At 69.2% G+C, this 25,179-nt stretch carries 22 protein-coding genes and 1 pseudogene; 6 read left to right on the top strand and 17 right to left on the bottom strand.

Going from position 1 to position 25,179, the window contains the following annotated elements; translation table 11 throughout:
- Nucleotides 1-6 precede the first annotated feature (6 nt).
- Genes ACLJRM_RS31140 through argC form a run of 4 tightly spaced genes read right to left on the bottom strand, consistent with a single transcriptional unit; the run spans nucleotide 7 to nucleotide 4,299 of the window.
- Nucleotides 7-1,200, bottom strand: coding sequence for an acetylornithine transaminase (locus ACLJRM_RS31140; protein ID WP_101608757.1), 1,194 nt, complete (start codon nucleotides 1,198-1,200; stop codon nucleotides 7-9).
- Complete coding sequence (argB, locus tag ACLJRM_RS31135) at nucleotides 1,197-2,117, bottom strand: acetylglutamate kinase (RefSeq protein WP_101608758.1); 921 nt, start codon at nucleotides 2,115-2,117, stop codon at nucleotides 1,197-1,199. Before argB ends, ACLJRM_RS31140 begins: the two co-directional genes overlap by 4 nt.
- Nucleotides 2,114-3,274, bottom strand: coding sequence for a bifunctional glutamate N-acetyltransferase/amino-acid acetyltransferase ArgJ (argJ, locus tag ACLJRM_RS31130; protein ID WP_101608759.1), 1,161 nt, complete (start codon nucleotides 3,272-3,274; stop codon nucleotides 2,114-2,116). Before argJ ends, argB begins: the two co-directional genes overlap by 4 nt.
- Nucleotides 3,271-4,299 (bottom strand): N-acetyl-gamma-glutamyl-phosphate reductase, encoded by a 1,029-nt coding sequence (argC, locus tag ACLJRM_RS31125; RefSeq protein ID WP_101608760.1) that lies wholly within the window; start codon nucleotides 4,297-4,299, stop codon nucleotides 3,271-3,273. Before argC ends, argJ begins: the two co-directional genes overlap by 4 nt.
- Nucleotides 4,300-4,400: 101 nt before the next feature.
- On the opposite strand from argC, the gene ACLJRM_RS31120 reads away from it, so the two are divergent.
- Complete coding sequence (locus ACLJRM_RS31120) at nucleotides 4,401-5,366, top strand: helix-turn-helix transcriptional regulator (protein ID WP_410665074.1); 966 nt, start codon at nucleotides 4,401-4,403, stop codon at nucleotides 5,364-5,366.
- A gap of 40 nt (nucleotides 5,367-5,406) precedes the next feature.
- Here ACLJRM_RS31120 and ACLJRM_RS31115 read toward each other — a convergent pair whose 3' ends face one another.
- Both ACLJRM_RS31115 and ACLJRM_RS31110 read right to left on the bottom strand, forming a co-directional pair.
- Entirely contained in the window at nucleotides 5,407-5,892 is a 486-nt protein-coding gene (locus ACLJRM_RS31115; protein WP_101608762.1) for a helix-turn-helix domain containing protein, read from the bottom strand.
- 295 nt (nucleotides 5,893-6,187) lie between these two features.
- Nucleotides 6,188-7,774 carry an alpha/beta hydrolase gene (locus ACLJRM_RS31110; RefSeq protein ID WP_101613287.1) on the bottom strand — a complete coding sequence of 529 codons (1,587 nt, stop codon included), beginning with the start codon at nucleotides 7,772-7,774 and terminating at the stop codon, nucleotides 6,188-6,190.
- Nucleotides 7,775-7,958: 184 nt separating this feature from the next.
- Here ACLJRM_RS31110 and ACLJRM_RS31105 point away from each other — a divergent pair.
- A pseudogene (locus tag ACLJRM_RS31105) lies at nucleotides 7,959-8,651 on the top strand (DNA alkylation repair protein).
- On the opposite strand, the gene ACLJRM_RS31100 reads toward ACLJRM_RS31105, so the two are convergent.
- The 8 genes from ACLJRM_RS31100 to infC all read right to left on the bottom strand — a co-directional run bounded on the left by ACLJRM_RS31100 (nucleotide 8,632) and on the right by infC (nucleotide 19,065).
- The gene (locus ACLJRM_RS31100) at nucleotides 8,632-12,018 is read right to left on the bottom strand and encodes a tetratricopeptide repeat protein (protein ID WP_410665073.1); all 3,387 of its coding nucleotides are present in this window, start codon (nucleotides 12,016-12,018) and stop codon (nucleotides 8,632-8,634) included. The pseudogene ACLJRM_RS31105 and the gene ACLJRM_RS31100 sit on opposite strands and share 20 nt — an antisense overlap.
- A 90-nt stretch (nucleotides 12,019-12,108) precedes the next feature.
- Nucleotides 12,109-14,685: a phenylalanine--tRNA ligase subunit beta gene (pheT, locus tag ACLJRM_RS31095; protein ID WP_410665072.1), complete on the bottom strand. Its 2,577-nt coding sequence runs from the start codon at nucleotides 14,683-14,685 to the stop codon at nucleotides 12,109-12,111.
- Nucleotides 14,686-15,750, bottom strand: coding sequence for a phenylalanine--tRNA ligase subunit alpha (pheS, locus tag ACLJRM_RS31090; protein ID WP_410665071.1), 1,065 nt, complete (start codon nucleotides 15,748-15,750; stop codon nucleotides 14,686-14,688).
- 275 nt (nucleotides 15,751-16,025) lie between these two features.
- Nucleotides 16,026-16,856 (bottom strand): DUF6159 family protein, encoded by an 831-nt coding sequence (locus ACLJRM_RS31085; protein WP_410665070.1) that lies wholly within the window; start codon nucleotides 16,854-16,856, stop codon nucleotides 16,026-16,028.
- A gap of 32 nt (nucleotides 16,857-16,888) precedes the next feature.
- A complete protein-coding gene (locus tag ACLJRM_RS31080; RefSeq protein ID WP_410665085.1) occupies nucleotides 16,889-17,719 on the bottom strand; it encodes a TrmH family RNA methyltransferase in 831 nt (276 codons plus the stop codon).
- Nucleotides 17,716-18,093 (bottom strand): 50S ribosomal protein L20, encoded by a 378-nt coding sequence (gene rplT / locus ACLJRM_RS31075; protein WP_005163284.1) that lies wholly within the window; start codon nucleotides 18,091-18,093, stop codon nucleotides 17,716-17,718. Before rplT ends, ACLJRM_RS31080 begins: the two co-directional genes overlap by 4 nt.
- A 62-nt stretch (nucleotides 18,094-18,155) precedes the next feature.
- On the bottom strand, nucleotides 18,156-18,350 hold the full coding sequence (rpmI, locus tag ACLJRM_RS31070) for a 50S ribosomal protein L35 (protein ID WP_005163285.1): 195 nt from the start codon (nucleotides 18,348-18,350) through the stop codon (nucleotides 18,156-18,158).
- Nucleotides 18,351-18,420: 70 nt separating this feature from the next.
- Nucleotides 18,421-19,065, bottom strand: a complete 645-nt coding sequence (gene infC / locus ACLJRM_RS31065) for a translation initiation factor IF-3 (RefSeq protein WP_410665084.1) — start codon at nucleotides 19,063-19,065, stop codon at nucleotides 18,421-18,423.
- A gap of 211 nt (nucleotides 19,066-19,276) precedes the next feature.
- On the opposite strand from infC, the gene ACLJRM_RS31060 reads away from it, so the two are divergent.
- The 3 genes from ACLJRM_RS31060 to ACLJRM_RS31050 all read left to right on the top strand — a co-directional run bounded on the left by ACLJRM_RS31060 (nucleotide 19,277) and on the right by ACLJRM_RS31050 (nucleotide 21,407).
- Complete coding sequence (locus ACLJRM_RS31060) at nucleotides 19,277-19,636, top strand: DUF1844 domain-containing protein (protein ID WP_005163289.1); 360 nt, start codon at nucleotides 19,277-19,279, stop codon at nucleotides 19,634-19,636.
- A 131-nt stretch (nucleotides 19,637-19,767) separates the two neighbouring features.
- Nucleotides 19,768-20,415: a GntR family transcriptional regulator gene (locus ACLJRM_RS31055; RefSeq protein ID WP_410665069.1), complete on the top strand. Its 648-nt coding sequence runs from the start codon at nucleotides 19,768-19,770 to the stop codon at nucleotides 20,413-20,415.
- The gene (locus ACLJRM_RS31050; RefSeq protein WP_410665068.1) at nucleotides 20,412-21,407 is read left to right on the top strand and encodes a 1-aminocyclopropane-1-carboxylate deaminase; all 996 of its coding nucleotides are present in this window, start codon (nucleotides 20,412-20,414) and stop codon (nucleotides 21,405-21,407) included. Before ACLJRM_RS31055 ends, ACLJRM_RS31050 begins: the two co-directional genes overlap by 4 nt.
- A gap of 77 nt (nucleotides 21,408-21,484) precedes the next feature.
- Here ACLJRM_RS31050 and ACLJRM_RS31045 read toward each other — a convergent pair whose 3' ends face one another.
- The 3 genes from ACLJRM_RS31045 to ACLJRM_RS31035 are packed head-to-tail and all read right to left on the bottom strand — an operon-like array spanning nucleotide 21,485 to nucleotide 23,603.
- Nucleotides 21,485-21,868, bottom strand: a complete 384-nt coding sequence (locus tag ACLJRM_RS31045; protein WP_101608771.1) for a RidA family protein — start codon at nucleotides 21,866-21,868, stop codon at nucleotides 21,485-21,487.
- Complete coding sequence (locus ACLJRM_RS31040; protein WP_101608772.1) at nucleotides 21,865-22,629, bottom strand: IclR family transcriptional regulator; 765 nt, start codon at nucleotides 22,627-22,629, stop codon at nucleotides 21,865-21,867. The genes ACLJRM_RS31045 and ACLJRM_RS31040 overlap by 4 nt, the downstream gene beginning before the upstream one ends.
- Nucleotides 22,626-23,603, bottom strand: a complete 978-nt coding sequence (locus tag ACLJRM_RS31035) for a sugar kinase (RefSeq protein WP_410665067.1) — start codon at nucleotides 23,601-23,603, stop codon at nucleotides 22,626-22,628. Before ACLJRM_RS31035 ends, ACLJRM_RS31040 begins: the two co-directional genes overlap by 4 nt.
- Before the next feature lie 269 nt (nucleotides 23,604-23,872).
- On the opposite strand from ACLJRM_RS31035, the gene ACLJRM_RS31030 reads away from it, so the two are divergent.
- A complete protein-coding gene (locus tag ACLJRM_RS31030) occupies nucleotides 23,873-25,177 on the top strand; it encodes an amino acid deaminase (protein WP_101608773.1) in 1,305 nt (434 codons plus the stop codon).
- The last annotated feature ends 2 nt before the right edge of the window (nucleotides 25,178-25,179 follow it).

Raw genomic sequence — 25,179 nt, 5'->3', positions numbered from 1 at the left:
TCTGTCCTAGGTGGTGGTGGAATCGAGCGCCCCGGGAAGGGCTTCGAGGAATCCGTTGGCCTCGTCGGCGCTCAGGATCAGCGGTGGTGCCAGCCGGATGGTGTCGGGGGCGATCGGGTTGACCAGGTAGCCCGCCTCCTGCGCGGCCTTGGCGACCGCCGCCGAGACCGGTTCGCGCAACGCGATGCCGAGCAGCAGCCCGGCCCCGCGGACCCCGGCCACCAGCGGGTGGCCGAGCTCTTCGACGCGAGAGGCGATGTCCTTGCCCAGCGCGGAAACGTGGTCGTTCAGGTTGTCCTTGGCGATGGTCTTGAGCACGGCGAGCCCGGCGGCGCAGCAGATCGGGTTGCCGCCGAAGGTGGTGCCGTGCTGGCCGGGCTTCATCAGGTCGCCCGCCGCGCCGACGCCGATGACCGCGCCGAGCGGCAGGCCGCCGCCGAGGCCCTTGGCCAGGGTGATGACGTCCGGGACGATGCCTGCGTGCTGGAAGGCGAACCACGCGCCGGTGCGGCCGATGCCGGTCTGCACTTCGTCGAGGACCAGCAGGGTCCCGGTCGCCTTGGTGATCTCCCGCGCGGCCTGGAGGTAGCCGTCCGGCGCCGGGACGACACCCGCTTCCCCGAGGATCGGCTCGAGGAAGACCGCCGCGGTGTCGGTGTCCACCGCGGCGCGAAGCGCGTCGACGTCACCATAAGGAACGTGGGTCACGCCCGGGAGCAGCGGTGCGAACGGGTCGCGTTTCGACGGCTGGCCGGTCAGCGTCAGCGCGCCCATGGTGCGGCCGTGGAAAGCACCCTCACAGGCGACGATCTTCTCGCGACCGGTGAGCCTGCTCAGCTTCAGCGCGGCTTCGTTGGCCTCCGCGCCCGAGTTGACGAACAGCATCTTCGCGTTTCCGGACAGGCCGGCGACGTCGAGGATGGCTTCGGCGAACTCGACGACCACCGGGTTCACGTAGAGGTTCGAGGTGTGCCCGAGTTTCGCGACCTGTTCGGAGACGGCGGCGACCACGGCGGGGTGGGCGTGGCCCAGCGCGTTGACCGCGATCCCGCCCAGCAGGTCGATGTACGGTTTGCCGTCGGCGTCCCAGACCTTCGCGCCCTCGCCGCGGACCAGGGTCAGCGCCGGGGTGCCGTAGTTGTCCATGAGGGACGCCTTCCAGCGTTCCTGGCCGTCTACATTGGACTCGGACGTGGTCACGGGAGCTCCGTTTCGGGGAAGACCATGGTACCGATGCCGCGGGAGGTGAAGACCTCCAGCAGCACCGAATGGGCGATGCGGCCGTCGATCACGTGCGCGCGGCGGACGCCGCCGCGGATGGCGCGCACGCAGGCCTCCATTTTCGGGATCATGCCGCTGGCGAGACCGGGCAGCAGCGCTTCGAGCCTGTCGACGCGGATCCGGTCGACCAGCGAACCGCGGTCGGGCCAGTTGGCGTAGAGGCCTTCGACGTCGGTGAGCACGACGAGTTTCTCCGCGCCCAGCGCGGCGGCCAGCGCACCGGCGGCGGTGTCGGCGTTGATGTTGTGCACGACGCCGTCGACGTCCGGGGCCACGGTGGACACCACCGGGATCCGGCCCGCGTTGACGATGTCGAGCACCGCGTCCGGGTTGACCTCGGAAACCTCGCCGACGAGCCCGATGTCGACCGGCTCACCGTCCACAGTGGCCTGTTTGCGCTCGGCGGTGAACAGCCGCGCGTCCTCGCCGGAGATGCCGACCGCGTAGGGACCGTGCGCGTTGATCAGCCCGACCAGTTCGCGGCTGACCTGGCCGGTCAGCACCATGCGGACGATGTCCATCGTCTCGGGGGTGGTGACGCGCAGGCCACCCTTGAACTCGCCTTCGACGCCGAGCCGGTTGAGCATCGCGGTGATCTGCGGGCCGCCGCCGTGCACCACCACCGGCCGCAGCCCGGCCATGCGCAGGAACACCATGTCCTCGGCGAAGGCCTGCTTGAGGCCCTCGTCGATCATGGCGTTGCCGCCGTACTTCACCACGACGGTGGCGCCGTGGAAACGCTGCAGCCAGGGCAGCGCCTCGATGAGGATCGCGGCCTTCTCGGCGGCCGTCGCGAGCCGCTCGTCCGCAGGGACCGTGGATTCGGAAGGGCTCATGACGAGTACGCGCTGTTCTCTTCGACGTAGGCGTGCGAGAGGTCGGTCGTATAGATCGTCGCTTCGCCTTCACCGAGGCCGAGGTCGACGACGATCTGGATGTCACGGCCCGAGAGGTCCGCTTCGGAGCGGTCCGAAGCGGGGGTGCCCTTGGCGAACAGAGTGACACCGTTGATCGTGATGGCGACCTTCTCCGGATCGATCTCCGCGGGTACCCGGCCCAGCGCCATGGCGATCCGGCCCCAGTTCGGGTCCGAACCGAACAGCGCGGTCTTGACCAGGTTGTCCTCGGCGATCGTCCGGCCGACGGCGATGGCGTCGGCCGTGCTCGCCGCGCCGGTGACCGTGACGTCGACGTGCTTGGTCGCGCCTTCGGAGTCCGCGCGCAGTTGCAGCACGAGGTCGAGGCTGACGGCGGTGAGCAGTTCGGTCAGTTCGGCTTCGGTCGGTTCGACGCCGCTGGCGCCGGACGCGAGGACGAGCACGGTGTCGTTGGTGGAGGTGCCGCCGTCGACGTCGAGCCTGTCGAAGGTGACGCCGGTGGCGGCGCGCAGGGCCCTGTCGAGGACGTCGGGCGTGACGACCGCGTCGGTGGTGAGGACCGACAGCATCGTCGCGAGGTTCGGGGCCAGCATTCCGGCACCCTTGGCGAACCCGCCGACGCTCCAGCCGCTTTCGTGCTCCGCGACGGCCTGCTTCGGCTTGCTGTCGGTGGTCATGACCGCGGTGGCGGCGTCGAGAGCGGACTCGGTGCCGGTCCCGAGTGCCCCGAAGGCGGTGTCCACGCCGGAAAGCAGCGCGTCCATCGGCAACCGCTCACCGATCAGGCCGGTCGAGCAGACCGCGACCTCGATCGCGCCCGCCTCGAAGAGCCCGGCGACCTTCTCGGCGGTCTTGTGGGTGTCCTGGAAACCGCCGGGACCGGTGGCGGCGTTCGCGCCGCCGGAGTTGAGGACGACGGCCTTGAGGCGCCGCTGCTTGAGCACCTCCTGCGACCACAGGACGGGCGCGGCCTTGATCACGTTGCGGGTGAACACGCCGGCCGCGACCTGCAACGGCCCGTCGTTGACGACGAGCGCGAGGTCGAGCTTGCCCTCGGCCTTGATCCCGGCGGCGACGCCCGCGGCACGGAATCCCTTCGGCTGGGTGACGGTCACGGAGCGACTCCTACGGTCGGTAGTCCGGTGGTTTCGGGGAGGCCGAGCGCGAGGTTCATCGACTGGACGGCGCCTCCCGCGGTGCCCTTGGTGAGGTTGTCGATGGCCGCGACCACGATCAGGCGCCGGGTGTCGGCGTCGACGGTGACCTGCAGCTGGACGTTGTTCGAACCGACCACCGAGGCCGTCGACGGCCACTGCCCCGGAGGCAGCAACTGGACGAAGGGCTCGGCGGCGTAGGCCTTTTCGTACACCGCACGAGCGCCGTCGGCGTCCAAGTCGGACTTGAGCGCGGCGCTCGCCGTGGTGAGGATCCCGCGCGGCATCGGGGCCAGCACCGGGGTGAACGAGACCTTGACCCGCTCCCCCGAGATCGCCGAGAGGTTCTGCGCGAACTCGGGAGTGTGGCGGTGGGCTCCGCCGACGCCGTACGCGGTGGCCGAACCCATCACCTCCGAACCGAGGAGGTTCGGCTTGAGGCTCTTGCCCGCGCCCGAGGTCCCGGTCACGGCGACGACGTTGACCTCCGGCTCGATCAGGCCCGCGGCGAAGGCCGGGGCGAGGGCGAGCGAACCGCCGGTCGGGAAGCAGCCCGGGACCGCGACGCGTTTGGCCCCGGCGAGGCGCTCGCGGGCGCCGGGGAGTTCGGGGAGCCCGTACGGCCACTGTCCGGCGTGGTCACCGCCGTACCAGCGCTGCCAGTCGGCCGCGTCCGCGAGGCGGTGGTCCGCGCCGAGGTCGACCACCAGGACGTCCGGGCCCAGTTGCGCGGCGATGGCCCCGGAGTGGCCGTGCGGCAGGGCGAGGAAGACGACGTCGTGCCCGGCCAGGGTCTCCGGGGTCGTCTCCAGCAGGACACGGTCCGCCAGCGGCGCGAGGTGCGGCTGGTGCCGGACGAGCGGCGTCCCCGCGGAACTGGCCGCGGTCAGCGCGCCGATCTGGACTTCCGGGTGGGTCAGCAGCAGGCGCAGGAGTTCGCCACCCGCGTACCCGCTGGCTCCGGCAACCGCGATCTTCACCGTCATACGAATGATTATGCACAGCGGTGCAAGTTCAATCAAACAAAGTCGTGCGGCTCACCCGAACCAGGTCATCCTCTGTCCCTTATACGGGGCATCCTTGCCGCATGACAGACACGCCCGCCCGGTTGCTCAGCCTGTTGTCGCTCTTGCAGACACCGCGCGAGTGGCCCGGCAGCGAGCTCGCGGGGCGGCTCGAGGTCAGCCAGCGGACCATCCGGCGCGACATCGACAGGCTGCGTGAGCTCGGTTACCCCGTCGAGGCGTCACGAGGCTCCGACGGCGGCTACCGGCTGGGCGCGGGCGCGGCGATGCCGCCCTTGCTGCTCGACGACGAGGAGGCCGTCGCGATCGCGGTCGGTCTGCGGGGTGCCGCGGGGCAGGCGATCTCGGGGATCGAGGAGTCTTCGGTGCGGGCGCTGGCGAAGCTCGAGCAAGTGCTGCCCTCGCGACTGCGCTATCGCGTCGGCGCGCTGGGCGCCGCGACGGTGCCACTGCCCGGCACCGGCCCCTCGGTGGACCCGGAGCACCTCACCGTCTTCGCCGGCGCGATCGCGAACACCGAACGGACCCGGTTCGCCTACCGGACGGGCGACGGGACCGAATCCCGGCGACACGTCGAACCGCACCGGCTCGTCTCGGCCGGGCGCCGCTGGTACCTCCTCGGCTACGACCTCGACCGCGACGACTGGCGGATCTTCCGTGCGGACCGGATCTCCGGCCCGCGGGCGACCGGCGGCCGGGCCACCCCGCGGCAACCTCCCGCGGACGACGTGGCGGCCTATGTCACCGACAGGATGTACAGCCTCCTTCCCACCTACAGCGCACGCGTGACCCTGCACGCGCCGATGAACCAGATCGCCCCCGCGATCGGGGACGCCGTCGGCGAAGTCGAACCGGTCGACGACGAGACCTGCGTCCTGAACGCGGGCGCCGACACCCTCGACTGGCTCGCGTTCCGGCTCTTGGGGCTCGGCTGCGAGTTCACCGTGCACGAACCACCGGAACTGATCGGCCACCTCCGGGAGATGGCGGCGCGAGCGAACCGCGCGACGGCGTCCACAGTGGACTGACGGCGGCCGCGAGAACACAAGCCCTCGCGGCCGCCCGGGTTCAGCCGAGTTCACCTGCCTCTCGTCTGCTCGGCGGGATCGGGAGATACGCGCCCCGGCGCTCCGGGTCGCAGCCGACCCTGGGGAGCCTGGCCCGGATCCCGCCCGGCGATCGTTCGAACCGCCGCGCGATCTCCTCGACGCTTTCCCCGGCCAGCCAACGGCTTTCCAGTTCGGCGTCCAGCTCTTCGGACCAGGGAAGGCCCTGATGCGCGGGACGGTCGGCCGATCTTCGGCGGCCGGTGCTCCGCCCGGCGAACGCCATCAGCGTGTCGGAAAGGACGGTCGCCAAGGCCGGTACGGCGTCGGCGTCGATGTCGAGCCTGCCTTCGGCGACAGGCTCCTCCTGCGGTCCGGCTCCGCCGACCATGACGGTCACCCAGCGGTCTTCCCCGGCCGCGCCGCCACCCTCACGGGCGGCGACCTCGATGCGATAAACGGTGTCCTGCACGCGGATCTCGGTCCGGTGCTCTTCGACGATGGTCATGCCGGGGACGCTAACGGGCGGCCCCGACAATTCCCCGGCGCGGCGACGGGAAATCGGTACCGGACGGTGGATGACCGGTCCTTTGAGCACCGTCCGGGACGAAAGGGTGCCGGTCACGGCACGCGACCAGGCGCGCTGAAGGGGACTTTCCCCGCATGCGATGCAGGGAAAGCGCCCTTCACCGCGTGACATGCGGGGAAAGTCCCCTTCAGCCCACCACCCGCACCGAAAGGAAAAGCCCCGCTTCGGAACGGATCCGAAGCGGGGCACCAGAGCATCCCGAAAGCGACCAGGCTCAGAAAGGCAGCGCCTGAGCCAGCGCCTCCTTCTTCACTTCAGCCGCGGGAGACGGCACATCGGACTTGGGCGCAGCGGAGGCCGGGGCCGGAACCGGCTGCGGCACCGGGGTGCACTGCACGTCCGAGCCGTTGCCCGGCTTCCGCACGGGCAGCTTCCCGGTCAGCAGGTAGTCCGCGATCTTGTCGTCCACACAGGACACACCGGACAACGAACCCGAGTGCGTCGTGCCGCCGGGCGCGCTGATCAGGCTGGAGTTCGGGTAGCGCTTGCGGATCTCGAGGCTGCCGGGATACGGCGTCGCGGCGTCTTTCTCCTCGTTGACCAGCAGGATGCCGGGCACCTTGCGCCCGTCGATCTCCACCGGCTTGCCCGCCTTCGCGGGCCAGTTGAGGCAAGGCGCGTTGAACCAGGCGTTGCCCCACGTCTCGAACGGCGCCCGGAAGTGCGTGACCCAGTTGTCGAACTTCCAGCGGTTCCAGTTCTGCGGCCACGCCACGTCGGTGCACTGCACGGCCGCGTACACGGCGTACCCGTTGTCCTGGCCCGGCGGGTTGGAGTCGTCGTACAGACCCTTCAAGGTCTGCCAGTCGGCCTTGTGCACCCAGCCGGAGAACGCGTTCGCGATGTCCTCCCAGCCGAAGACGTAGTAACCGGCCTGCAGGAAGATGTCCGTCCACTCGGAACCGCCGATGACGCCGCCCGCGGGCTTGTCGTACAGCTTCTTCTGCTCGGCGTACCACAGCTTCTCGACCGCGGACGCGGTCTTGCCGAGGTGGTAGACGTCGTCGTACTTGGCGAGCCAGCCGAAGTAGGTCTTGATGTTCTTGTCGAAGGCGATGTCCTGGTTCAGGTTCGCCTTGTACCAGACATCGCGGGGGTCGACCGTGCCGTCGAACACCATCCGCCGCACGTTCTGCGGGAACAGCGTGCTGTAGACCTGGCCGAGGTAGGTGCCGTAGGAGAAGCCGTAGTAGTTGATCTGCTTTTCGCCCAGCGCCTTGCGCAGGCTGTCGACGTCCTTCGCGACATCGATGGTCTTGATGTGCTCGAGGATCGCGCCGTTCTTGGCGCACGCCTTCGCGTAGCCCTTCGCCTTGTCGAACCACGCCTTCTCGAGGGCGCGCGTGGTCGGCACGTACTGCGGGCGGTTGTAAGAGGCGTAGTTGCCATCGCAGGTCAGCGACGGCTTGCTCTCCCCCACCCCACGCGGGTCGAAGCCGATCCAGTCGTACTCCTCACCGGCCTTCTTGGGGACGGCGCGTCCGAGGGTCGACAGGCCGAGACCGGAACCGCCGGGACCACCCGGGTTGACGATCATGACGCCCTGCGACTGGGCGGACTTGTGCTTCACCCGCGAGACGGCGATCGAGACCTTCTCCCCGCCGGGCTTCGCATAGTCCAACGGGACCTCGAGGGAGCCGCATTCCGCGCCGGCCTTCACCAGGCTCGGACGGGTGCAGGCTCCCCAGGAGATGGGCTTCGGATCGAAGTCCGACGCCGAGGCGGCCGTGGCGGAGGGAGCGAGCGCCATGGTGCCGGCGCCGATCCCCGCGACCGCCAGGGCGGCAACGAATTTCTTCATGTGTTCCTTTTCGTCCGCGTTCGACCCGGTCGGGCCGAAGCTACCGAGAACCGGCTTCAATCTCGCTGACCGACACGTCGCCCGCCATCCCTCTTTAGTCGGGATCCCGTGCCCCGTTCCGGGCATATCAGTCTTGTCGGTCCTTTGTCGTACGCTCGCCGCACCCACGGGGAGAGGAGCGCGAGTGGACGAGGCGAAAAGCCTGGTTTCGGCGGTTCGCAACGGTTTGGCCGGACTGGCCGATCCCGCGAAGGCGCCGGCGATGCGGGCGTACATGAAGTAGGAGATGCCGTACCTCGGGGTGCAGAAACCCGCGCGGGCGCCGTTGCTGAAGCGGCTCTTCACCGAACATCCGCTACCCGATCGAGTGAGCTTCTCCACCGCGGTGCTCACCTTGTGGCGTGAAGCGGAATTCCGCGAAGAGCGGTACGCGGCCATCGACCTTTCCGGTCACCGTGCCTATGCTCGCTGGCAGGACAGCGATCTGCTCGGACTGTACGAGGAGATGATCGTGACCGGAGCGTGGTGGGACTATGTGGACGAAGTCGCCATCCGCCGTGTCGGGCCGATCCTGCGGGCGGAACCGGAGACGGTGACCCCGCTGATGCTGACCTGGGCGTACGACGAGGACCTCTGGCGCCGCCGCACGGCGGTGATCTGCCAGGTCGGCGCCAAGACCGGCACGGACACCGACCTCCTCACCCGCGCCGTCGAGGCGAACATCGACGACAGGGAGTTCTTCCTGCGCAAGGGAATCGGCTGGGCGCTCCGCGAGTACGCGAAGACCGAGCCGGACTGGGTGCGCGCGTTCGTCACCGCGCATCCGGCACTGTCCACTTTGTCCAGAAGGGAGGCGCTCAAGCATCTGGGCGGTTGAGCACCGGCCTCGGAACGAGGGCGATGAGCTCTCCGATCACCTCGTCGAGCCCGGGCAGCAGCTCGCCCGTCTCCTTCAAGTCACGGAGGAGGTCCAGCCGCACCTCCGAAGGCGGCCCCTCCGCCATCACGTCCGTGAGAGCACGCTTCGCCTCTCCGGCACGGCCCAGGGCCAGCAGATAGAACAGTGGCTGGGCCTTGGCGTCCCAGTCGTGAGGGTCGGCCGTGGACGAGACGACGGCTTCTTCGAGGGACTCGCTGAAACGCCGCTCGGCCTCTTCGGTCCGCCCGGTCTTCAACCAGGCCAGCGCGAGGAGGTTGTGGGCCCAGGAGGATTCCGGCGCGACGGGACTCAGGACCTGCATCGCCTCGTCCGTCTCCCCGGCGAACAGCAGGGCCTCTCCCAGGTTCCCTCGGTACTCGACGTCGTCGGGGTGGAGGACGACCAGTTCGCGCAGTTCCCGGACGGCTTCCGCGTACTCCCCCGCCCGGCGATGGATCTCCGCGCGCAGGACGCGGCCGCTCTCGTCGTGGCCGTCGGCCAGCGCGCTGTCCACATCGGACAAGGCACCGGCGAAATCGCCGAAGAGGAGACGATGACGGGCTCGCCGGTAGTAGGCGTAGCCCTCGTCCTGACCCAGGCGTGCGCCCTCGTCCAGCGCGGTCCGGGCTTCCCCGTGACGATCCAGGTCCGCGAGAATGTCACCCCGGGTGGTATGGAAGAAGGCGAACTCCGGACTCGCCGCGAGGGCGGCGTCGATTTCGGTGAGGGCGGCCGTGTTGTCGTCCAAGGCCCGGTGGGCCAGCGCTCGCCAGGTGTGCACCCATTCGTCGGCGGACGCGAGTTCGATCGCGCGGTTCAGCGCCTCCAGCGCATCGCCGGGCTTTTTCAGCAGGACCAGCGCCATCCCGCGCCGTAAATGGTTCTCGGCGTCCTCGGGGACCAGCTCGATCGCCCGCTCGAAGTCGGCGAGCGCCGCTTGACGATCACCCAGGTCGTCGTGCACCCGCCCGCGCCAGTAACACGCCCACTCGTAGTCCGGGTCGAGCCGGATGGCGGTGGTGAAGCCGTCGATCGCGAGCCGGTGCCGTCCGGCGCGATGGTGGAAGCCCGCCCGGATCGCGTGTGAGCTGGCGTTGTCGAGGTCAACCATGACGACCTCGTCGAAGGCTTTCGCGGCGGCGTCGGCGTCCCCGATCTTCTCGAGGAACCGCGCGAGCTGTGTCAGGTAGTAGACGCCCTTGGGGCGCAACGCGACAGCCGCCCGGTATCCGGCGAGCGCATCCTCGTTCTCCTCCAGCTCGGACAGCAGCATCGCTCGCTGACTGATCGCCCAGGCATAGTCGGGATCGAGCCGGATCGCGATGTCGAGTTCGCCGATCGCCTTCCGGGGTTCTCCGAGCTTGTCGTACACCTCGCTCCGGGCGGTGTACGCCCACGCGTGCTCGGGCTGGAGACGGACGGCTTCGTCGAGATCGGCCATCGCGCCCTCGAGATCGCCGAGAGCGGCGCGCGCGGAACCACGGCCACGCCAGGAAAAGGCATAGGTGGGATCGAGTTCGATCGCCCGGTTCAGGTCTTCCAGCGCCCGTTCCCAGTCACCCTTGTTGCGGAAGAGGTTTCCCCGGTCGCTCCAGGCGTAGGCGTCGGCGGGGTTGAGGTCGAGCGCCCGGTCGAAGTCCCGTTTCGCCGCCTCGAAGTCGTCCTGGTCTTCATAGGCCCAGGCACGCCGCCTGATCACCTTCGAAAGCCTGGCCGCGTCGAATTCCCCGGCGCCGGCGAGCAGGTCGAGCACCGGGATCTCGCGCGGACCGTCACCGTCGCCGACGGCGGTGGCCAGCCGTTGCGCCCACTGCAGGACGGCGGGCGCGTCCGCGTCGATGCCCGCCTGCTCCATCATGCGCGCCCAGCCACGAGCGGGAGCGGTGCCGGTGGTGATCATCTCCGCGGCACCCACCAAGGCGTCCGGCAGCGCCTCCGCCGGGTCACCGCAGAGCCGGTGATAGGTCTGTTCGAGTTTCCTTCGCTGCCAGCGTTCGTCGTTCCACGCCTCGCGATTGCGGCTGAGGCCGAGTTCGGCGCACCGGCCTTCGTAGTACTCGCTGAGTTTCCGATGCTGGTCGGCGAACGTGGCGGGTGAGCGGCCGCGCTCCATCCGCACCATCGGCCCGCGCACGACTGAGTGGTAGCGCACCGGGAGTTCCCGCCGCCCGACGAAAGGCAGCTCCCGCAACCAGCGGAAGGTCTCCCCCGCGGACTCCCGCCCGGTCAGGACGGCGAGGACGTCTTCGTCCAGGACACGCGGCAGGGCGGCCACGGCGGCGAGTGCACGCTTCTCCTCGTCGGGCACCCAGCGCAGGAAACGCTTGACGGCGTCATCGCCGGGATCGCCGACGGCGTCCGCTTCGGCGGGCTTTCCCTGCGCCAGCATGGCCACCAGCACGGGCAGCCCGTCGGTGAGCCGCAGCACGACTTCGATCACCTGCTCGTCGGTGACCCCGTGCTCGGCGAGCAACTGGCGCGCCTCCGGTTCGGTGAACGGCCGGAGTTCGATCTCCCGCGTCAGCAACTCGTGCCGAAGCCACTTCGTCCTGTCGAGTGGGAACTGGCCCGCCACGGTGAGGACCAGATTCGGCGGAAGCTCGCCGTACAGACCGCCGAACAGGTCGAACAGCCAGGTGTCCAGGACCTGCCCGGTCCGCTCGAAGGTGTCGAAGAACAGGGTGACCTGCCGCGATTCCGGAAGACGCCAGAGATCCTCGACGAACGGCTTGGTCAGCTCCTCCGCCGGATCCAGGAGCAGCTGGACATCGGCCTTCCGCTTGAATTTGGCCGCGAGGTAGCTCTGCAGCTGATCGAGCTGTTTCGCCGTCGCGTCCGCGTCGATCGCGTCGGCGGCGATGCTCCCACCGGGCAGGGTCTTCGCCACGCCGAGACCGGCCTTGACCACGGTCTTCGTCACCAGGGCACGGCCCGCCGCCGGTGCCTGCGGATCGCTGTGCAGCCGTTCCCTCGCTTTGAGGTAGAACTCGTAGCGCTTCTCGAACCGGCGCATCTCGTGGCCGCTGCGCGCGAGGTCCTTCGCGAGTTTGACCAGGGTCGCCGGGAGATCCTGCTGCCGGTCGTCCGCGAACCCGACCAGGGCACGGGACTCTTCGGCGATACCGCGAAGCTGTTCGAGGAGGAACGTCTTGCCGACCCCGGCGAGACCGTGCACCGAGAACAGGTACCGGCGGCGCCGGTCGCCCTCCGGGAGCCCCAGATTCTCCCGGAACCCTTCGCGTTCCCCGACCCGCCCGACGAAACCGTCGCTCAGCCGGGCACGTGCGATGGCTTGGATGCTGGAGCGACCGTCTGGACGTGGCACGGGTCCTCACTTTGCCACATCCCCTGACGTGTGAAGGCCCCCTTCCCTCGGTCGAGCCGGGGGAAGGGGGCCTTCACGCGCTGATCCGGATCAGGTCCGCAGGCTCGCGCCGAAGCGTTCACCGGCGACCGCGACGGCGGCGTCGCGGGCCTTGGTGGCCTCGTCGACGGTCAGCGTGCGATCCGCGGCGCGGAACCGCAGCTTGTACGCCATCGAACGCTTGCCCTCGCCCAGCTGCTCGCCCTGGTAGGAGTCGAACAGCGTGATGTCTTCGAGCAGTTCGCCCGCGCCTTCGCGCAGCGCCTCGGCCAGATCCGCCGACGGCACACCGGTTTCGGCGACGAGGGCGACGTCGAGCAGCACCGGCGGGTACGCCGAGATCCGCGGCGCCGGACGGTCGTCCGGGATCGGGATCGCGTCCAGGTCGAGTTCCATCGCGACGGTGCGCGGCGGCAGCCCGAGCGCCTCGACGACCTTCGGGTGCAGCTCACCGGCGTAGCCGACGGGCCACTGCCCCACCCGCAGCTGAGCGCAACGGCCGGGGTGCCACGGCGGCTGGTCCGCCGCGGCCGTGGTCAGCTCGACACCGGCGGCCTGCGCCACGAGCCGGGCGGCCTGCACCGCGTCGGCCCAGTTCGCCTGCTCACCCTCGCCCCACCAGCCCGCGCGGGCACGCTGACCGGCGAGCACGACGGCGACGTGCAACGGCTGCGGCGGGACAGCCGCCTCCAGCACCGCGAGCTCCTCGTCGGTCGGCCGCCGGTCCACCCCGAGCGCCGGCATCGGGATCGGGTTCGGCCCGGGCAGCACGACCTGTCCGAGGTGGAACAGCGAAACATCCTTGAAGCCACGGGAAATGTTGCGCTGCAACATTTCCAGCAACCCGGGCAGCAACGTGCTCGCCATCCGGTCCTTGTCCGCTTCCAGCGGGTTGCGGATCTTGATGGTCTTGCGGCGCACGTCGTCTTCGGGCAGCCCGAACGCATCCCAGACCGAGTCCGAGATGAACGGGAAGGGCTGCACCTCGACGTAGCCCGCCTCGGCCAGCGCACGCGCGACCGAGCGGCGACGGCGCTGCGTGTCGGTGAGGCCGCGGCCCGCCGGGGCGTCGGGCAGCACCGAGGGGATGCTGTCGTAGCCCTCCAGCCGGAGCACCTCCTCGACCAGGTCGGCGGGCTGCACCAGGTCACCGCGCCAGCTCGGCGGGATCGCGGTCACCAGCGCGGTACCGTCCTCGGACGTGCCCACGTTGACCTTGCAGCCGATCTGAGAGAGCCGCCTGACGGTGACGCCACGCTCGTAGCGCACCCCGGCCACCTGGTCGGGCAGGCTGATCGGCATGGTCACCGGCTGGTTCGGCTCGACGCCGCCCTCGTCGGTGCGGCCGGGCAGGATCGAACCGTCGCCGTACTGACGCAGCAGGCGCGCGGCGAATTCGACGGCCACCGCGCACAGCTGCGGGTCGGTGTACCGCTCGAACCGCTTGGCGGCCTCGGAGAACAGCTTGTGACGGCGGGCCGTCCGGCTGATCGACGACGGATCCCAGTGCGCCGCCTCGAGCAGCACGTCGGTGCTCTCGGGGGTGATCTCGGTCGACGCGCCGCCCATCGTGCCCGCCAGCGAGATGACGCCGCTGTCGTCGGCGATCACCACGTCGTCCGGGTCGAGAGTGCGCTCGGCATCGTCCAAAGTGGTCAGTTTCTCGCCCGGTTTCGCCTTGCGCACCACCAGATCGCCCTTGACCGACCCGGTCGCGAACGCGTGCAGCGGATGACCGAGTTCGAGCATCACGTAGTTGGTCACGTCGACCGCGAGCGAGATCGAGCGGATCCCGGCCAGCATCAGGCGGCGGCGCATCCACCACGGTGTCGGCGCCGTCGCGTCGAGATCCTTGACCCGGCGCAACACGAAACGCTTGCATCCCTCGGTGTCCTCGAGGTGCACCGGCCACGCGTCGCTCTCGGCCACCGGGACCTCGATGGACGCCGGGTCGCCGAACGGGACGTCGAGCGCGTTGGAGAGCTCGCGGGCCAGGCCACGGACCGACAACGTGTAGCCGCGGTCCGGGGTCGGCGTCACCTCGAGGACGGTGTCTTCGAGGCCCAGCAGCTTGTTCGCGTCTTCGCCGGGGCTGGCGGTGCTCGGGGGCAGAACCAGGATGCCGGAGTGGTCGTCACCGATGCCGAGTTCGCTCGCGGAGCAGATCATGCCGTCGCTGAGCCGGCCGTAGGTCTTGCGCGAACCGATCTCGAAGCCGCCGGGCAGCACCGTGCCGGGCAGCGCGACGATGACCAGGTCACCCTCGGCGAAGTTCGTGGCACCGCAGATGATCCCGCGGGTCCTGATCCCCGCGGGACCGTCGTCCTCGAAGGGACCCTCGTCGTCATCGGAGTCGTCGTCGATGTTCTCGTCGGGCTTCTCGGCGTCGTCAGCGTCGTCGCCGGACTCGCCGACGTCGACCCGGCAGAAACGGACCGGCTTCTTGAACTCGGTCAGCTCCTCGATCTCGGCGACGCGGCCCACCACGAGCGGGCCGGTGACCGGTTCGAGCGCGCGGACCTCGTCGACCTCGATGCCGATGCGCACGAAGGCGTCGGCCAGATCCTGGGCCGTGACCTCCTCGTCGACGTCGAGGTGTTCGGTCAGCCAGCTGGCTGGGACCTTCACTCAGGCCTCCGTTCCGAAGGGCAGGGTGAACCTGATGTCGCCCTCCACCATGTCGCGCATGTCCGGGATTCCGTTGCGGAACTGCAGGGTGCGCTCGATACCCATGCCGAAGGCGAAGCCCGAGTAGACCTCGGGATCGACGCCGCAGGCACGCAGGACGTTGGGGTTGACCATGCCGCAGCCGCCCCATTCGACCCAGCCGGCGCCGCCCTTCTTCTCCTCGAACCAGACGTCGACCTCGGCCGACGGCTCGGTGAACGGGAAGAAGTGCGGGCGCAGGCGGGTCTTCGAGCTGTCGCCGAACATCGTGCGGGCGAAGGCGTCGAGGGTGCCCTTGAGGTGCGCCATCGTCAGGCCCTTGTCCACCGCGAGTCCTTCGACCTGCGAGAACACCGGCGTGTGCGTGGAGTCGAGCTCGTCGGTCCGGTAGGTGCGGCCGGGGCAGACGACGTAGACGGGCAGGTCACGGTGCAGCAGCGTGCGGGCCTGTACCGGCGAGGTGTGCGTCCGCAGCACCAGCCCGGAGTCCTCCTCGCCGAGGTAGAACGTGTCCTGCAGCTGGCGCGCGGGGTGGTCCTTGCCGAAGTTCAGCGCGTCGAAGTTGAACCACTCGGCCTCGAGTTCCGGACCGTCGGCGACCTCGTAGCCCATCGCGACGAAGGCGTCGGCGATCCGCTCCGACAGGGTCGCGATCGGGTGCCGGGCGCCGCGGGGCACCCGATCCCACGGAAGCGTGACGTCGACGGTCTCCTCGCGGAGCACCTTTTCGTCACGTTCGACCTGGAGCACGGCGCGGCGCGCGTCGAAGGCGGCCTGGATGCTTTGGCGCGCTTCGTTGACCCGCTTACCGGCCTCGGCCTTCTCCTGCTTCGACAGGGCGCCGATCTCGCGGCGCGCGAGGAGCAGCGGAGACTGGTCCCCGAGGTGGGCGGGCTTGACCGCGGCCAGCGCGTCGAGATCCGCCGCGGCCGCGAAATCCGTCTCGGCCTGCTTGACGGCGGCCGTCAACGTATCCGGCGCGAGCGCCCCCGCCTGGGGGTCCTGCTTGTCGTTGGCTTCGGACATAACTCCTCGGCGTCCGCTGGGACTGGTCCGGTGCACGCGAGCGCACACATGGGTTTAGCAGCTGCTGAATTCTATGGGACAGCGAACGGCGGCCCCCGATCACCCTCGGGCTGGGCACACCGTCACTCGCGAGTGCGAAGAACGCGCTTTACGCCGTAAACAAGGTGCTGGAACGAACAGTGCGTTCCATGGGAGCTCCCTTGGTGTCGTGGTGCGGACGGCGTGGTGCCCGCGACTCTACGTGGTCGCGGGCACTCGGGCCATCGATTTCGGCGTCAGCGGGTGGCGAACGCGCCCGCGAAGTCGACCTTGCCGAACGCCTCCGGGACGATGCCGTCGGCGGCGTAGCGGTACAACGCGGTCTGGTAGATCCCGGCCAGCGTCGTGCAGAGGATGGAGACCAAGAACGCCCACACGAGTGAAATCCCGATGGAGACGACGATCGTGATGGTGCCGCCGAGCAGGAACCCGGCGCCCATGAAGACCGCGAATCCGGCCAGTGTCAGCAGCACGCCGACCAGCCCGATGCCGAACCTTCCGGCGGCCTGCTCACCCCAGGTCTGCTTGAGCAGCACCGCCGACCGCTTGGCCCCGTGCCGGACGCCGGCGTCCTCGATCATCATCACCGGCAGGACGAGGTAGGTGACGAGGTTCCAGGCGGCACCGACCAGCCGGCCGACGAAGAAACCGATGAACGCGAACCGCTGCTCGATCTCCCGGAGGATCAGGGAGACCGTCGCGGTCACCGCCGCCCAGCCCAGCAGGGGCAGCCATCGGCGGCCCGCCTCGGCCAGCCCGGTGGCCACGCGGGGATCGTCACCGCGCAGCGCGACGTCGGCCTGTGAAATGAGCGCGGCGTTGAAGAACACCGTGACGAACGCGGCCGCGAGGTAGAACAGGCCGATCATCACGTACGAACCGGGAGTGAGCCGCGAGTGGTCGGCGATCTCGGTGTGGGAGATCCAGTAACCGCTCCCGAGGAACACCACGGCGACCAGCAGTCCCGCGAAGGAGGCCAGCACCGGGAAGACCGCGAGTTCCTTGCGGGACCGCAGAACGCGCCAGGAAGCGCCGAACAGAGCGAAAGAACGGGCGATACGCCCCATGATTCCCCCAGTAAGCCAACGGAATCCGTAGGTTAGCGAGCCCGGTTCGGCGCCATCGCGTTGGTGTAGACACAGATCGCCGCGGCCGTCGCGAGGTTCAGGCTCTCCGCCCGGCCGTACATCGGGATCTTGACCGCGAGGTCGACGGCGTCGAGGACGTTTTGCGGCAATCCGTGCGCCTCGTTGCCGAACACCCACGCGACGGGCTGGTCGAAGGTGACCTGATCGAGTTCCGTGTCGGCGTAGCCGTGCGCGCCGAAGGTGCGGAGACCCGCGGCGGAGCAGGACTTCAAGGCCGCGTCGACGTCCCGGATCCGGGTGATGGCGGGGTGGAACAGGCTGCCCGCGGCCGCGCGGACGCATTTGCCGTTGTGGGGATCGACACTGTCCCCGGCGAGGACGACCGCGTCGGCGCCGGCGGCGTCCGCGACCCGGATCACGGTGCCCGCGTTGCCGGGATCGGCGACGTCGACGAGGACGACGACGAGCTTCGCGCCCGGCTTGAGAACGGTCTCTTGTGGACGGTCGACGAGCGCGCAGACCGCGACGATGCCTTGCGGCGTCACGGTCTCGGACAGGCCGTCGGCGGCGCGGTCGGTGATCGGCGAAACCGGGACGCCCGACTCGTGCGCGGTGGCTAGCAACCGCTCGTGCTGCGCGGCGGCGCGTTCGGTCACGAACAGCTCGTACACCTTGCCGTCGTGGGCGAGCGCGGCTTCGACCGCGTTCGCGCCCTCGGCGAGAAACCGGCCCGTTTTCTCCCGCTCGGCCCGGCGGGTGAGCTTGCGCGCAGCAACAACCCGGGGCGTCCGTTCGGTGAACGGAGCAGCCCCGGGTTGCGGAAGAGCGCTGTGGCCGGTCAGGCCGACTTCTTCTCTTCGGTGTTCACGTTCGCCTTGGCCAGCTCGGCCAGCGCGGTGAAGGCGGCGGCGTCGTTGACCGCGAGGTCCGCGAGGATCTTGCGGTCGACCTCGACACCCGCGGCCTTGAGGCCCTGGATGAAGCGGTTGTAGGTGACGCCGTTGGCGCGGGCGGCCGCGTTGATGCGGGTGATCCACAGCTGGCGGAAGTCACCCTTGCGGGCACGGCGGTCCCGGTAGGCGTAGTTCAGCGAGTGAAGCGTCTGCTCCTTCGCCTTGCGGTACAGCCGCGAACGCTGGCCGCGGTAGCCGCTGGCGAGCTCGAGAGTCGCGCGACGCTTCTTCTGGGCGTTGACAGCCCTCTTGACGCGTGCCACTGGGTCCATCCTGTCGATCTGGGGGCGCGCTGGCGCGCCCGGCGTTTACAAAGTGCGGGGTGTCAGCGGCCGAGAAGGCGCTTGACGCGGCCGACGTCGTTCTTGGCGATCTCGGTGGTGCCTTCGAGACGACGGGTGAGCCTGTTGGACTTCTTCTCCATCAGGTGGCGGCGGCCGGCCTTCTGGCGGCGCAGCTTGCCCGTGCCCGTGACGCGAACTCGCTTCGACGTCCCGCTGTGCGTCTTCATCTTCGGCATTACGTATGTCCTCTTTCGTGCGGCGGCACACCGGTGTTTTCCGGTGTGCCGCGACATGTGCTGGTCGGCGCTACGCGTCGGCGGGCGGCTCGGACGATTCGGTCGACTCGTCCTTGGCAGCCTTCGCGGCCTTGGGCGGCTTCACGTTCTTGTGCGGGGCCAACACCATGATCATGTTGCGACCGTCCTGCTTCGGCGACGACTCGACGAAACCGAGTTCGGTCACCTCGTCGGCGAGCTTCTGCAGCAGGCGGAAACCGAGTTCCGGCCTGGACTGCTCGCGACCGCGGAACATGATCGTGACCTTGACCTTGTTGCCGGCGGCCAGGAACCGCGACACGTGACCCTTTTTGGTCTCGTAGTCGTGCTGGTCGATCTTCGGCCGCAGCTTCTGCTCTTTGATGACGGTGAGCTGCTGGTTGCGGCGGGACTCGCGGGCCTTCTGCGCACTCTCGTACTTGAACTTGCCGAAGTCCATGAGCTTGCATACGGGCGGGCGTGCCTGAGGAGCAACCTCGACGAGGTCGAGATCGTTCTCCTGTGCCAGCCGCAGCGCATCTTCGATCCGGACGATGCCGACCTGTTCACCGGCGGGTCCGACGAGGCGGACCTCCGGTACCCGGATTCGGTCGTTGATGCGTGTCTCGGAGCTGATGGGGCCTCCCTGGTTCGAGGTAAATTCTTCTACCGTTTCGACCTGGTGCCCACATACCAAAGGCCCCGGTACCGTGCCGGTACGCGGGGCCCACTCTTTCCGATCGTGTTCGATCTCCAGAACCGAACACACCGCCTCAGACGCCCGAAATCGTCTTTGGCGAGACCGGACCCGGACACCTGGTGTTGCGGCGGTGACACGGGTGGGAGCGGGGCTCCACTTGCCGCCCCCGATCGCTCGGGGGCTGGTCGCTCGTGGAAGGGTACCAGACGTGTCAGATGAACCCGTTCAGCAACCCCCGTATTCCCCGGACGTCCGCGACCTGGAGGACATCCCGAGCGTCGAGGTGATCAGCAGGGCGGCCGTCATGCTGCTCTCCGCCGGCGCCGAACGCCTCGGCCTCGCCGACGAAGACCCGGCCAGCTCACCCCACCGCGACCTCGACGAGGCCCGCCGCCTGATCACCGCCCTCGCCGGGCTGGTCACCGCTTCGGCAGAGTACCTCGGCCTGCACGCGGGGCCGTTGCGCGACGGCCTGCAGTCACTGCAGAAGGCGTTCCGCGAGGCTTCGGCCGTGCCGGACGCACCCGGGCAGGGGCCGGGCGAGAAGTACACGGGACCGGTCTACTAAGCCCTGCCCGCTCGTCTCCCTCCCCTCCAGTAGTGCAATGAAAGGCCCGTTACTTGCAAATTTTGCAAGTAACGGGCCTTTCATTGCACGCGCGCTACCCAACGAGCAGGCTGGCAGCTAACATTTCAGATGTGAGTGGGTTAGCGAAGGTGCCGAGGTCTCTCCTGAGGGACGAGGCCTACGAGAACATCCGCCGGGCGATCATCGACGGGACGCTGCCGCCGGGAACGAACCTGCGCGACGGCGACCTCGCCGATCAGCTCGGCTTGTCGCGGGCGCCGGTGCGCCAGGCGTTGCTCCGTCTTATAGAGGACGGCCTCGTCGAGTCGAAGCCGCAGAGCTACACGCGGGTGGCCGGGTTCGTGCCCGACGACGTCCGCGACGCGTTGCAGCTGGTCCGCGCGCTGCACGAGTTCGCGGTCCGGACCGGCGCACCGCGGATGGGACCGGCCGAGGTCGCGGCGATGCGCGCGGCCAACACCCGGTTCGCCGACGCGATCGCCGCCGGGGACATCGCGGCCGCGATCGCCGCCGACGACGAACTCCACGACGTCCCGGTGGCAGCCGCGCGCAACCGGGCGATCGCCGCGACGCTGGCCCGCTACACCCCGTTGCTCCGGCGACTCGAGTACGCCCGTTTCGGCTCGCTGCCCGCGCACCGGTCGGTCCAGCGGCACACCGAGCTGGCCGACGCCCTCGAAGCGGGCGACGTCGACGCGGCCTGCTCGATCACCGCCACCATCTGGACCGAACTCGAAGCCCTCCTGGAGACGTCATGACCCTCGCCGACTTCCCGCGCTACCCGCTGCTGTTCGGCCCCTCCCCCGTCCACCCGCTCGAGCGGCTCACCGACCACCTCGGCGGGGCGAAGGTCTGGGCGAAACGCGAGGACGTCAATTCCGGGATCGCGTTCGGCGGCAACAAGACGCGGAAGCTGGAATACCTGGTCGCCGACGCCCTCGCCGACGGCGCGGACACGCTGATCTCCATCGGCGGCGTGCAGTCGAACCACACCCGACAGGTCGCCGCGGCCGCCGCGCGCGCCGGGCTCAAGGCCGTGCTGGTGCAGGAGAGCTGGGTGGACTGGAACGACCCGCTGTACGACAAGGTCGGCAACATCCAGCTCTCGCGCATCCTCGGCGCGGACATCCGGATGGTCGAAGCCGGGTTCGGCGTCGGCTTCAAGGAGAGCTGGGAGAACGCGGTCAAGGAGATCGAAGCGGGCGGCGGCAAGCCGTACGCGATCCCGGCGGGCGGGTCGGACCACCGGCTCGGCGGGCTCGGTTTCGCGAACTGGATCGTCGAACTCGAGGCGCAGGAGGCCGAGCTCGGCGTCTTCTTCGACACCGTGGTGGTCTGCTCGGTCACCGGCAGCACTCAGGCCGGGATGGTCGCCGGGGCCGCGCTTTCGGGGAAGCCCCGGCGGATCCTCGGCATCGACGGTTCGGCGAAACCGGCCGAGACCCGCGACCAGGTCACGCGGATCGCCCGGGCGACCGCAGAGCTGATCGGCGCCGGTGAGATCGGCGAGGTCGAACTGGACGAGCGCTATCACGCGGGGATCTACGGCATCCCCGACGAGTCCACCCTGGACGCGATCCGGACGCTGGCGCGCCTGGAGGGCGTGCTCACCGATCCGGTCTACGAGGGCAAGTCCATGGCGGGCCTGATCGACCTCGTTGCCCGCGGTGAGATATCGCGGGACTCGAACGTGCTCTTCGCGCACCTGGGCGGGCAGCCCGCGCTGAACGGCTACACGAGCGTGCTCTAGCCCCTCACCAATGCTAGGAAAGGCCCGTTACTTGCAAAATTTGCAAGTAACGGGCCTTTCCTAGCGCGCGTGGGTGACTAGTCCACCACGGCCAGGACGTCGATCTCCACCAGCAGGCCGGCGGGCAGGCCGACGTACACGGTGGTGCGGGCCGGGTGCGGCGCTTCGCCGATCAGCTTGTTGTAGGCCTCGTTGAACACGCCGAAGTGGTCGACGTCGGTCAGGTAGACACGCACCATCAGCGCGTCGGCCAGGCTCGAACCGGCGGCCTCGAGCACCGCTTCGATGTTCTTGAAGGTCTGCTCGGTCTGCTCACCGACGGTCTCGCCGACGATGGCGCCGGTGGCCGGGTCGAAGGCGACCTGGCCGGCCACCTGCAGGATGTTGCCCTTGCGGACCGCCTGCGAGAACGCGGCCACCGGCTTCGGCGCGTTCTCCGTGCTGATCGCGGTCTTGCTCATTCCAACTTCCCCTTTCGGTTCCCCGTCCATCCACTGTGGACGGAAGCTTGTTCGGCGGCGGCGACCAGTTCGGGCACGAGCCCCATCAGGCCGTCGTAGTCGAGCAGCACCTTCGGCACCGACATCGACACGGCGGCCAGCACCACGCCGCCAGGGCCGCGGACCGGCGCGGCGATGCAGTGGATGAAGTCCTCGTGCTCGGCGTTGTCCACCGCGTAGCCGCGGTCGGCGACGAGATCCAGTTCGGTCCCGTACGCGGCCGGTGTGGTGATCGTGTTCGGGGTGCGGACGAAGAAGTCGATCCTCGAAACCACGTCCGCCCGCTTCTCCGGCGTCATCGCCGCGACGAGCACCTTGCCGACGGCGGTGCAGTGCAGCGGGGCGCGTTTGCCGATGCGGGAGTACATCCGCACCGAATGCCTGCCCTCGAACTTGTCGATGTAGACGACCTCTCCGTCCTCATAGGACGCGAGGTGCACGGTGTGCCCGGTGCTCACGTTGAGCGCGGCGAGCGCGGACTGGGCGGTGCGGCGGACGTCGCGGTCTTCCAGTGCCTGTTGCGCGAGGTCGAAGAGGGCACTGCCGAGCCGGTAGTACCGCTGTCCCTCCCGGCGCACGAAATGGTGCGACTCGAGGGTGCGCAGCAGCCGCAGCACGGTCGACTTGTGCACGCCGATCTCCTCGGCGAGCTGGTCCAGCGTCTTCGGCTCGCGGGCGAGCCCGCCCAGCAGTGTGAGCGCCCTGTCCAGGCTCTGGCTCATACGCCCACCAATCCCTTGTCCGTCAGCTTCGCCGCCGCCCATGCTGCCGCATCCGCCCCGATGAGCGCTTCGACGACGGTTTCGGGCAGCGGTGTCCCCACGTCGTCGTGGGTCAGCAAGGTGGCGGCGGCCTGCAGGTGACCGCGCCTCAGCCTGGTCACGGGGTCGTCGCCGCGCAGGGTGGCGGCGAGGAAACCGGCCGCGAACGCGTCGCCGGCACCGACCGGTTCGACGACGTCGACCCGCAGCGCGGGCGCGAACAGCGGCGCCTCTTCGCCGTCGACCAGCGTGACCCCACGCTCCCCGTGTTTGACGACCAGCGTTTTCGGCCCGGGCAGCACGGCGCGCAGCCTCCCCGGGTCGCCTGTCCCCCACACGCGCTCGGCTTCGTCTTCGCCCGCCAGCACGATGTCCGCGCGGGCGGCCAGTCCGGCGAGGACGGACGGGTCGCGCCCGGTCCACAGCGCGGGCCGGAAGTTGACGTCGAACGACACCAGCGTGTCGCCGCGAGGTCGCTCCAGCAGGGCCCGCACCAGGTCGAGGCAGCCGTCGGACAGCGCGGGCGTGATCCCGGACAGGTGGATCACGCGCACCCCGTCGAGATCGAGCTTCCCCAGCAGCCCGGCGTCCATTCCGGACGCCGCCGAGCCCTTGCGGTAGTAGCGCACGGGACTGCCCTGAGCGCCGCTTTCCTTGATGTAGAGCCCGGTCGGCCGCGTCGGGTCGACCATGACCGCGCTGACGTCCACCCCCGCCGCGGCGATCTCGCGCACGAGCGCGCGGCCGAACGGATCGTCACCGACGGCACTCACCCACGCACTGGCGAAACCCAGCGCGGGGAGATGGCAGGCGACGTTCGATTCGGCTCCGCCGATGGTCCGCACCCACTTCCGTACCTCGTCGGGCGGCCCTGGTTCGGCCGGTACGAACAAGGCCATCGACTCCCCGATGCACAAAACGTCAGTGCTCCTCATCGCGCCGACCGCCATCCCGCTGCCAGGGCGCATCTCGCGAAATCACTGCGCCTCACGATCGAAAAGCGCCCTGCCATCGCGATAGCGGGGCCTCCGGCCAAAAAGGCGCGACCCCAAAAGATCAAAAGATTCCCGGGCGGCCAAGGCTCACCTGTCACTTCCGCGTCTCCTAGTCGTCACGCCGTTGACCTCTAGCGGACCGGATGCTACACCTATCCCACGCAATATGCGCAACGTCCGTTGCAACATACGCAACCGAGGTGAGCTTCATGTTCCAAGCCGGCACCATCGATTCCGCCGCGGTCGCGGCCGTCCGGGAGGAGCGCGTCGACTGGCGCTTCCGCTCGGTCGCGCCCTCGCTGTCCGGACTCACGATCGGGGAGGCCGCCGCCCGCGGCGCGAAGCTGTTCGACGACGGCTTCCTGGGCCCGTTCGTGGTGCTCGACGAGGAAGCCGTCGAGCACAACCTCCGCACGATGGCCGATTGGTGCGCCGAACGCGGGGTCGCGCTGGCCCCGCACGGCAAGACGACGATGGCGCCGCAGTTGTTCGAGCGGCAGCTCCAGCACGGTTCCTGGGGCATCACCTGCGCCAACGCCGGGCACCTGCGGATCTACCGGGCGTTCGGGGTTTCCCGGATCCTGCTGGCGAACCAGTTGCTCGACCCGTCGGGCCTGCGCTGGCTCGCCGCGGAACTGGACGCCGACGACGACTTCGAGTTCGTCTGCTGGGTCGACTCGGTCCGCGGCGTCGAGCTGATGACCGAGGCCCTGCGCGGCGCCCGCCGCAAGGTGGACGTGCTCGTCGAACTCGGCGCCGAGGGTGGCCGGACCGGGGTCCGCGACACCGCCACCGCGCTCGCCGTCGCCGAAGCCGCGCACGCGAGCCCGGCCCTGCGGCTGCGCGGATCCGGCGGCTACGAAGGCGCGCTCTCCCACCACACCGACGAGAAGTCGCTCCAGCTGATCAGCTCCTATGTGGACGGTCTGCGGGAACTCGTCTTCGCGTTCAACGACAAGGGCCTGCTCGACGACGCCGGGCAGATCATCGTCACCGGCGGCGGCAGCGCGTACTTCGACCGCGTCGCCGACGAACTCACCAAGGACTGGGGCGGCCTGGACGTCCTGCCGATCCTGCGCAGCGGCGCCTACGTGACCCACGACGACGGCTTCTACCGGGTGATCTCCCCGCTGGGCGAAAACCCGCGTATCGGCGGCGTCGCCTCGTTCCGTCCCGCACTGCGCGCTTGGGCGCAGGTGACGTCGAAGCCGACGGACGAACTCGCGCTGCTCACCATCGGCAAACGGGACGCCTCCTTCGACGAAGGCATGCCCGAGCCCCGCCTGATCCGCAAGGGCGACGGACCGCCGTCCGCGCTCGAAGGTCACGCCATCCAGAAGATGAACGACCAGCACGCCTTTCTGACGCTGCCGCCCGGTTCGCCGGTCGAGGTCGGCGACTGGATCGCACTGGGTCTTTCGCATCCCTGCACCGTCTTCGACAAATGGCCCCTCATCCCGGTCGTCGGCCCCGACGGCGAGACCGTGCTCGATTTCGTCCGCACGCATTTCTGATC

Origin of the sequence: Amycolatopsis sp. lyj-84 (genome assembly GCF_046549075.1) — a bacterium.
Classification (GTDB): Bacteria; Actinomycetota; Actinomycetes; order Mycobacteriales; family Pseudonocardiaceae; genus Amycolatopsis.
The sequence above is the reverse complement of the archived record's forward strand: the minus strand, read 5'-3'. Positions and strand labels throughout refer to the sequence as shown.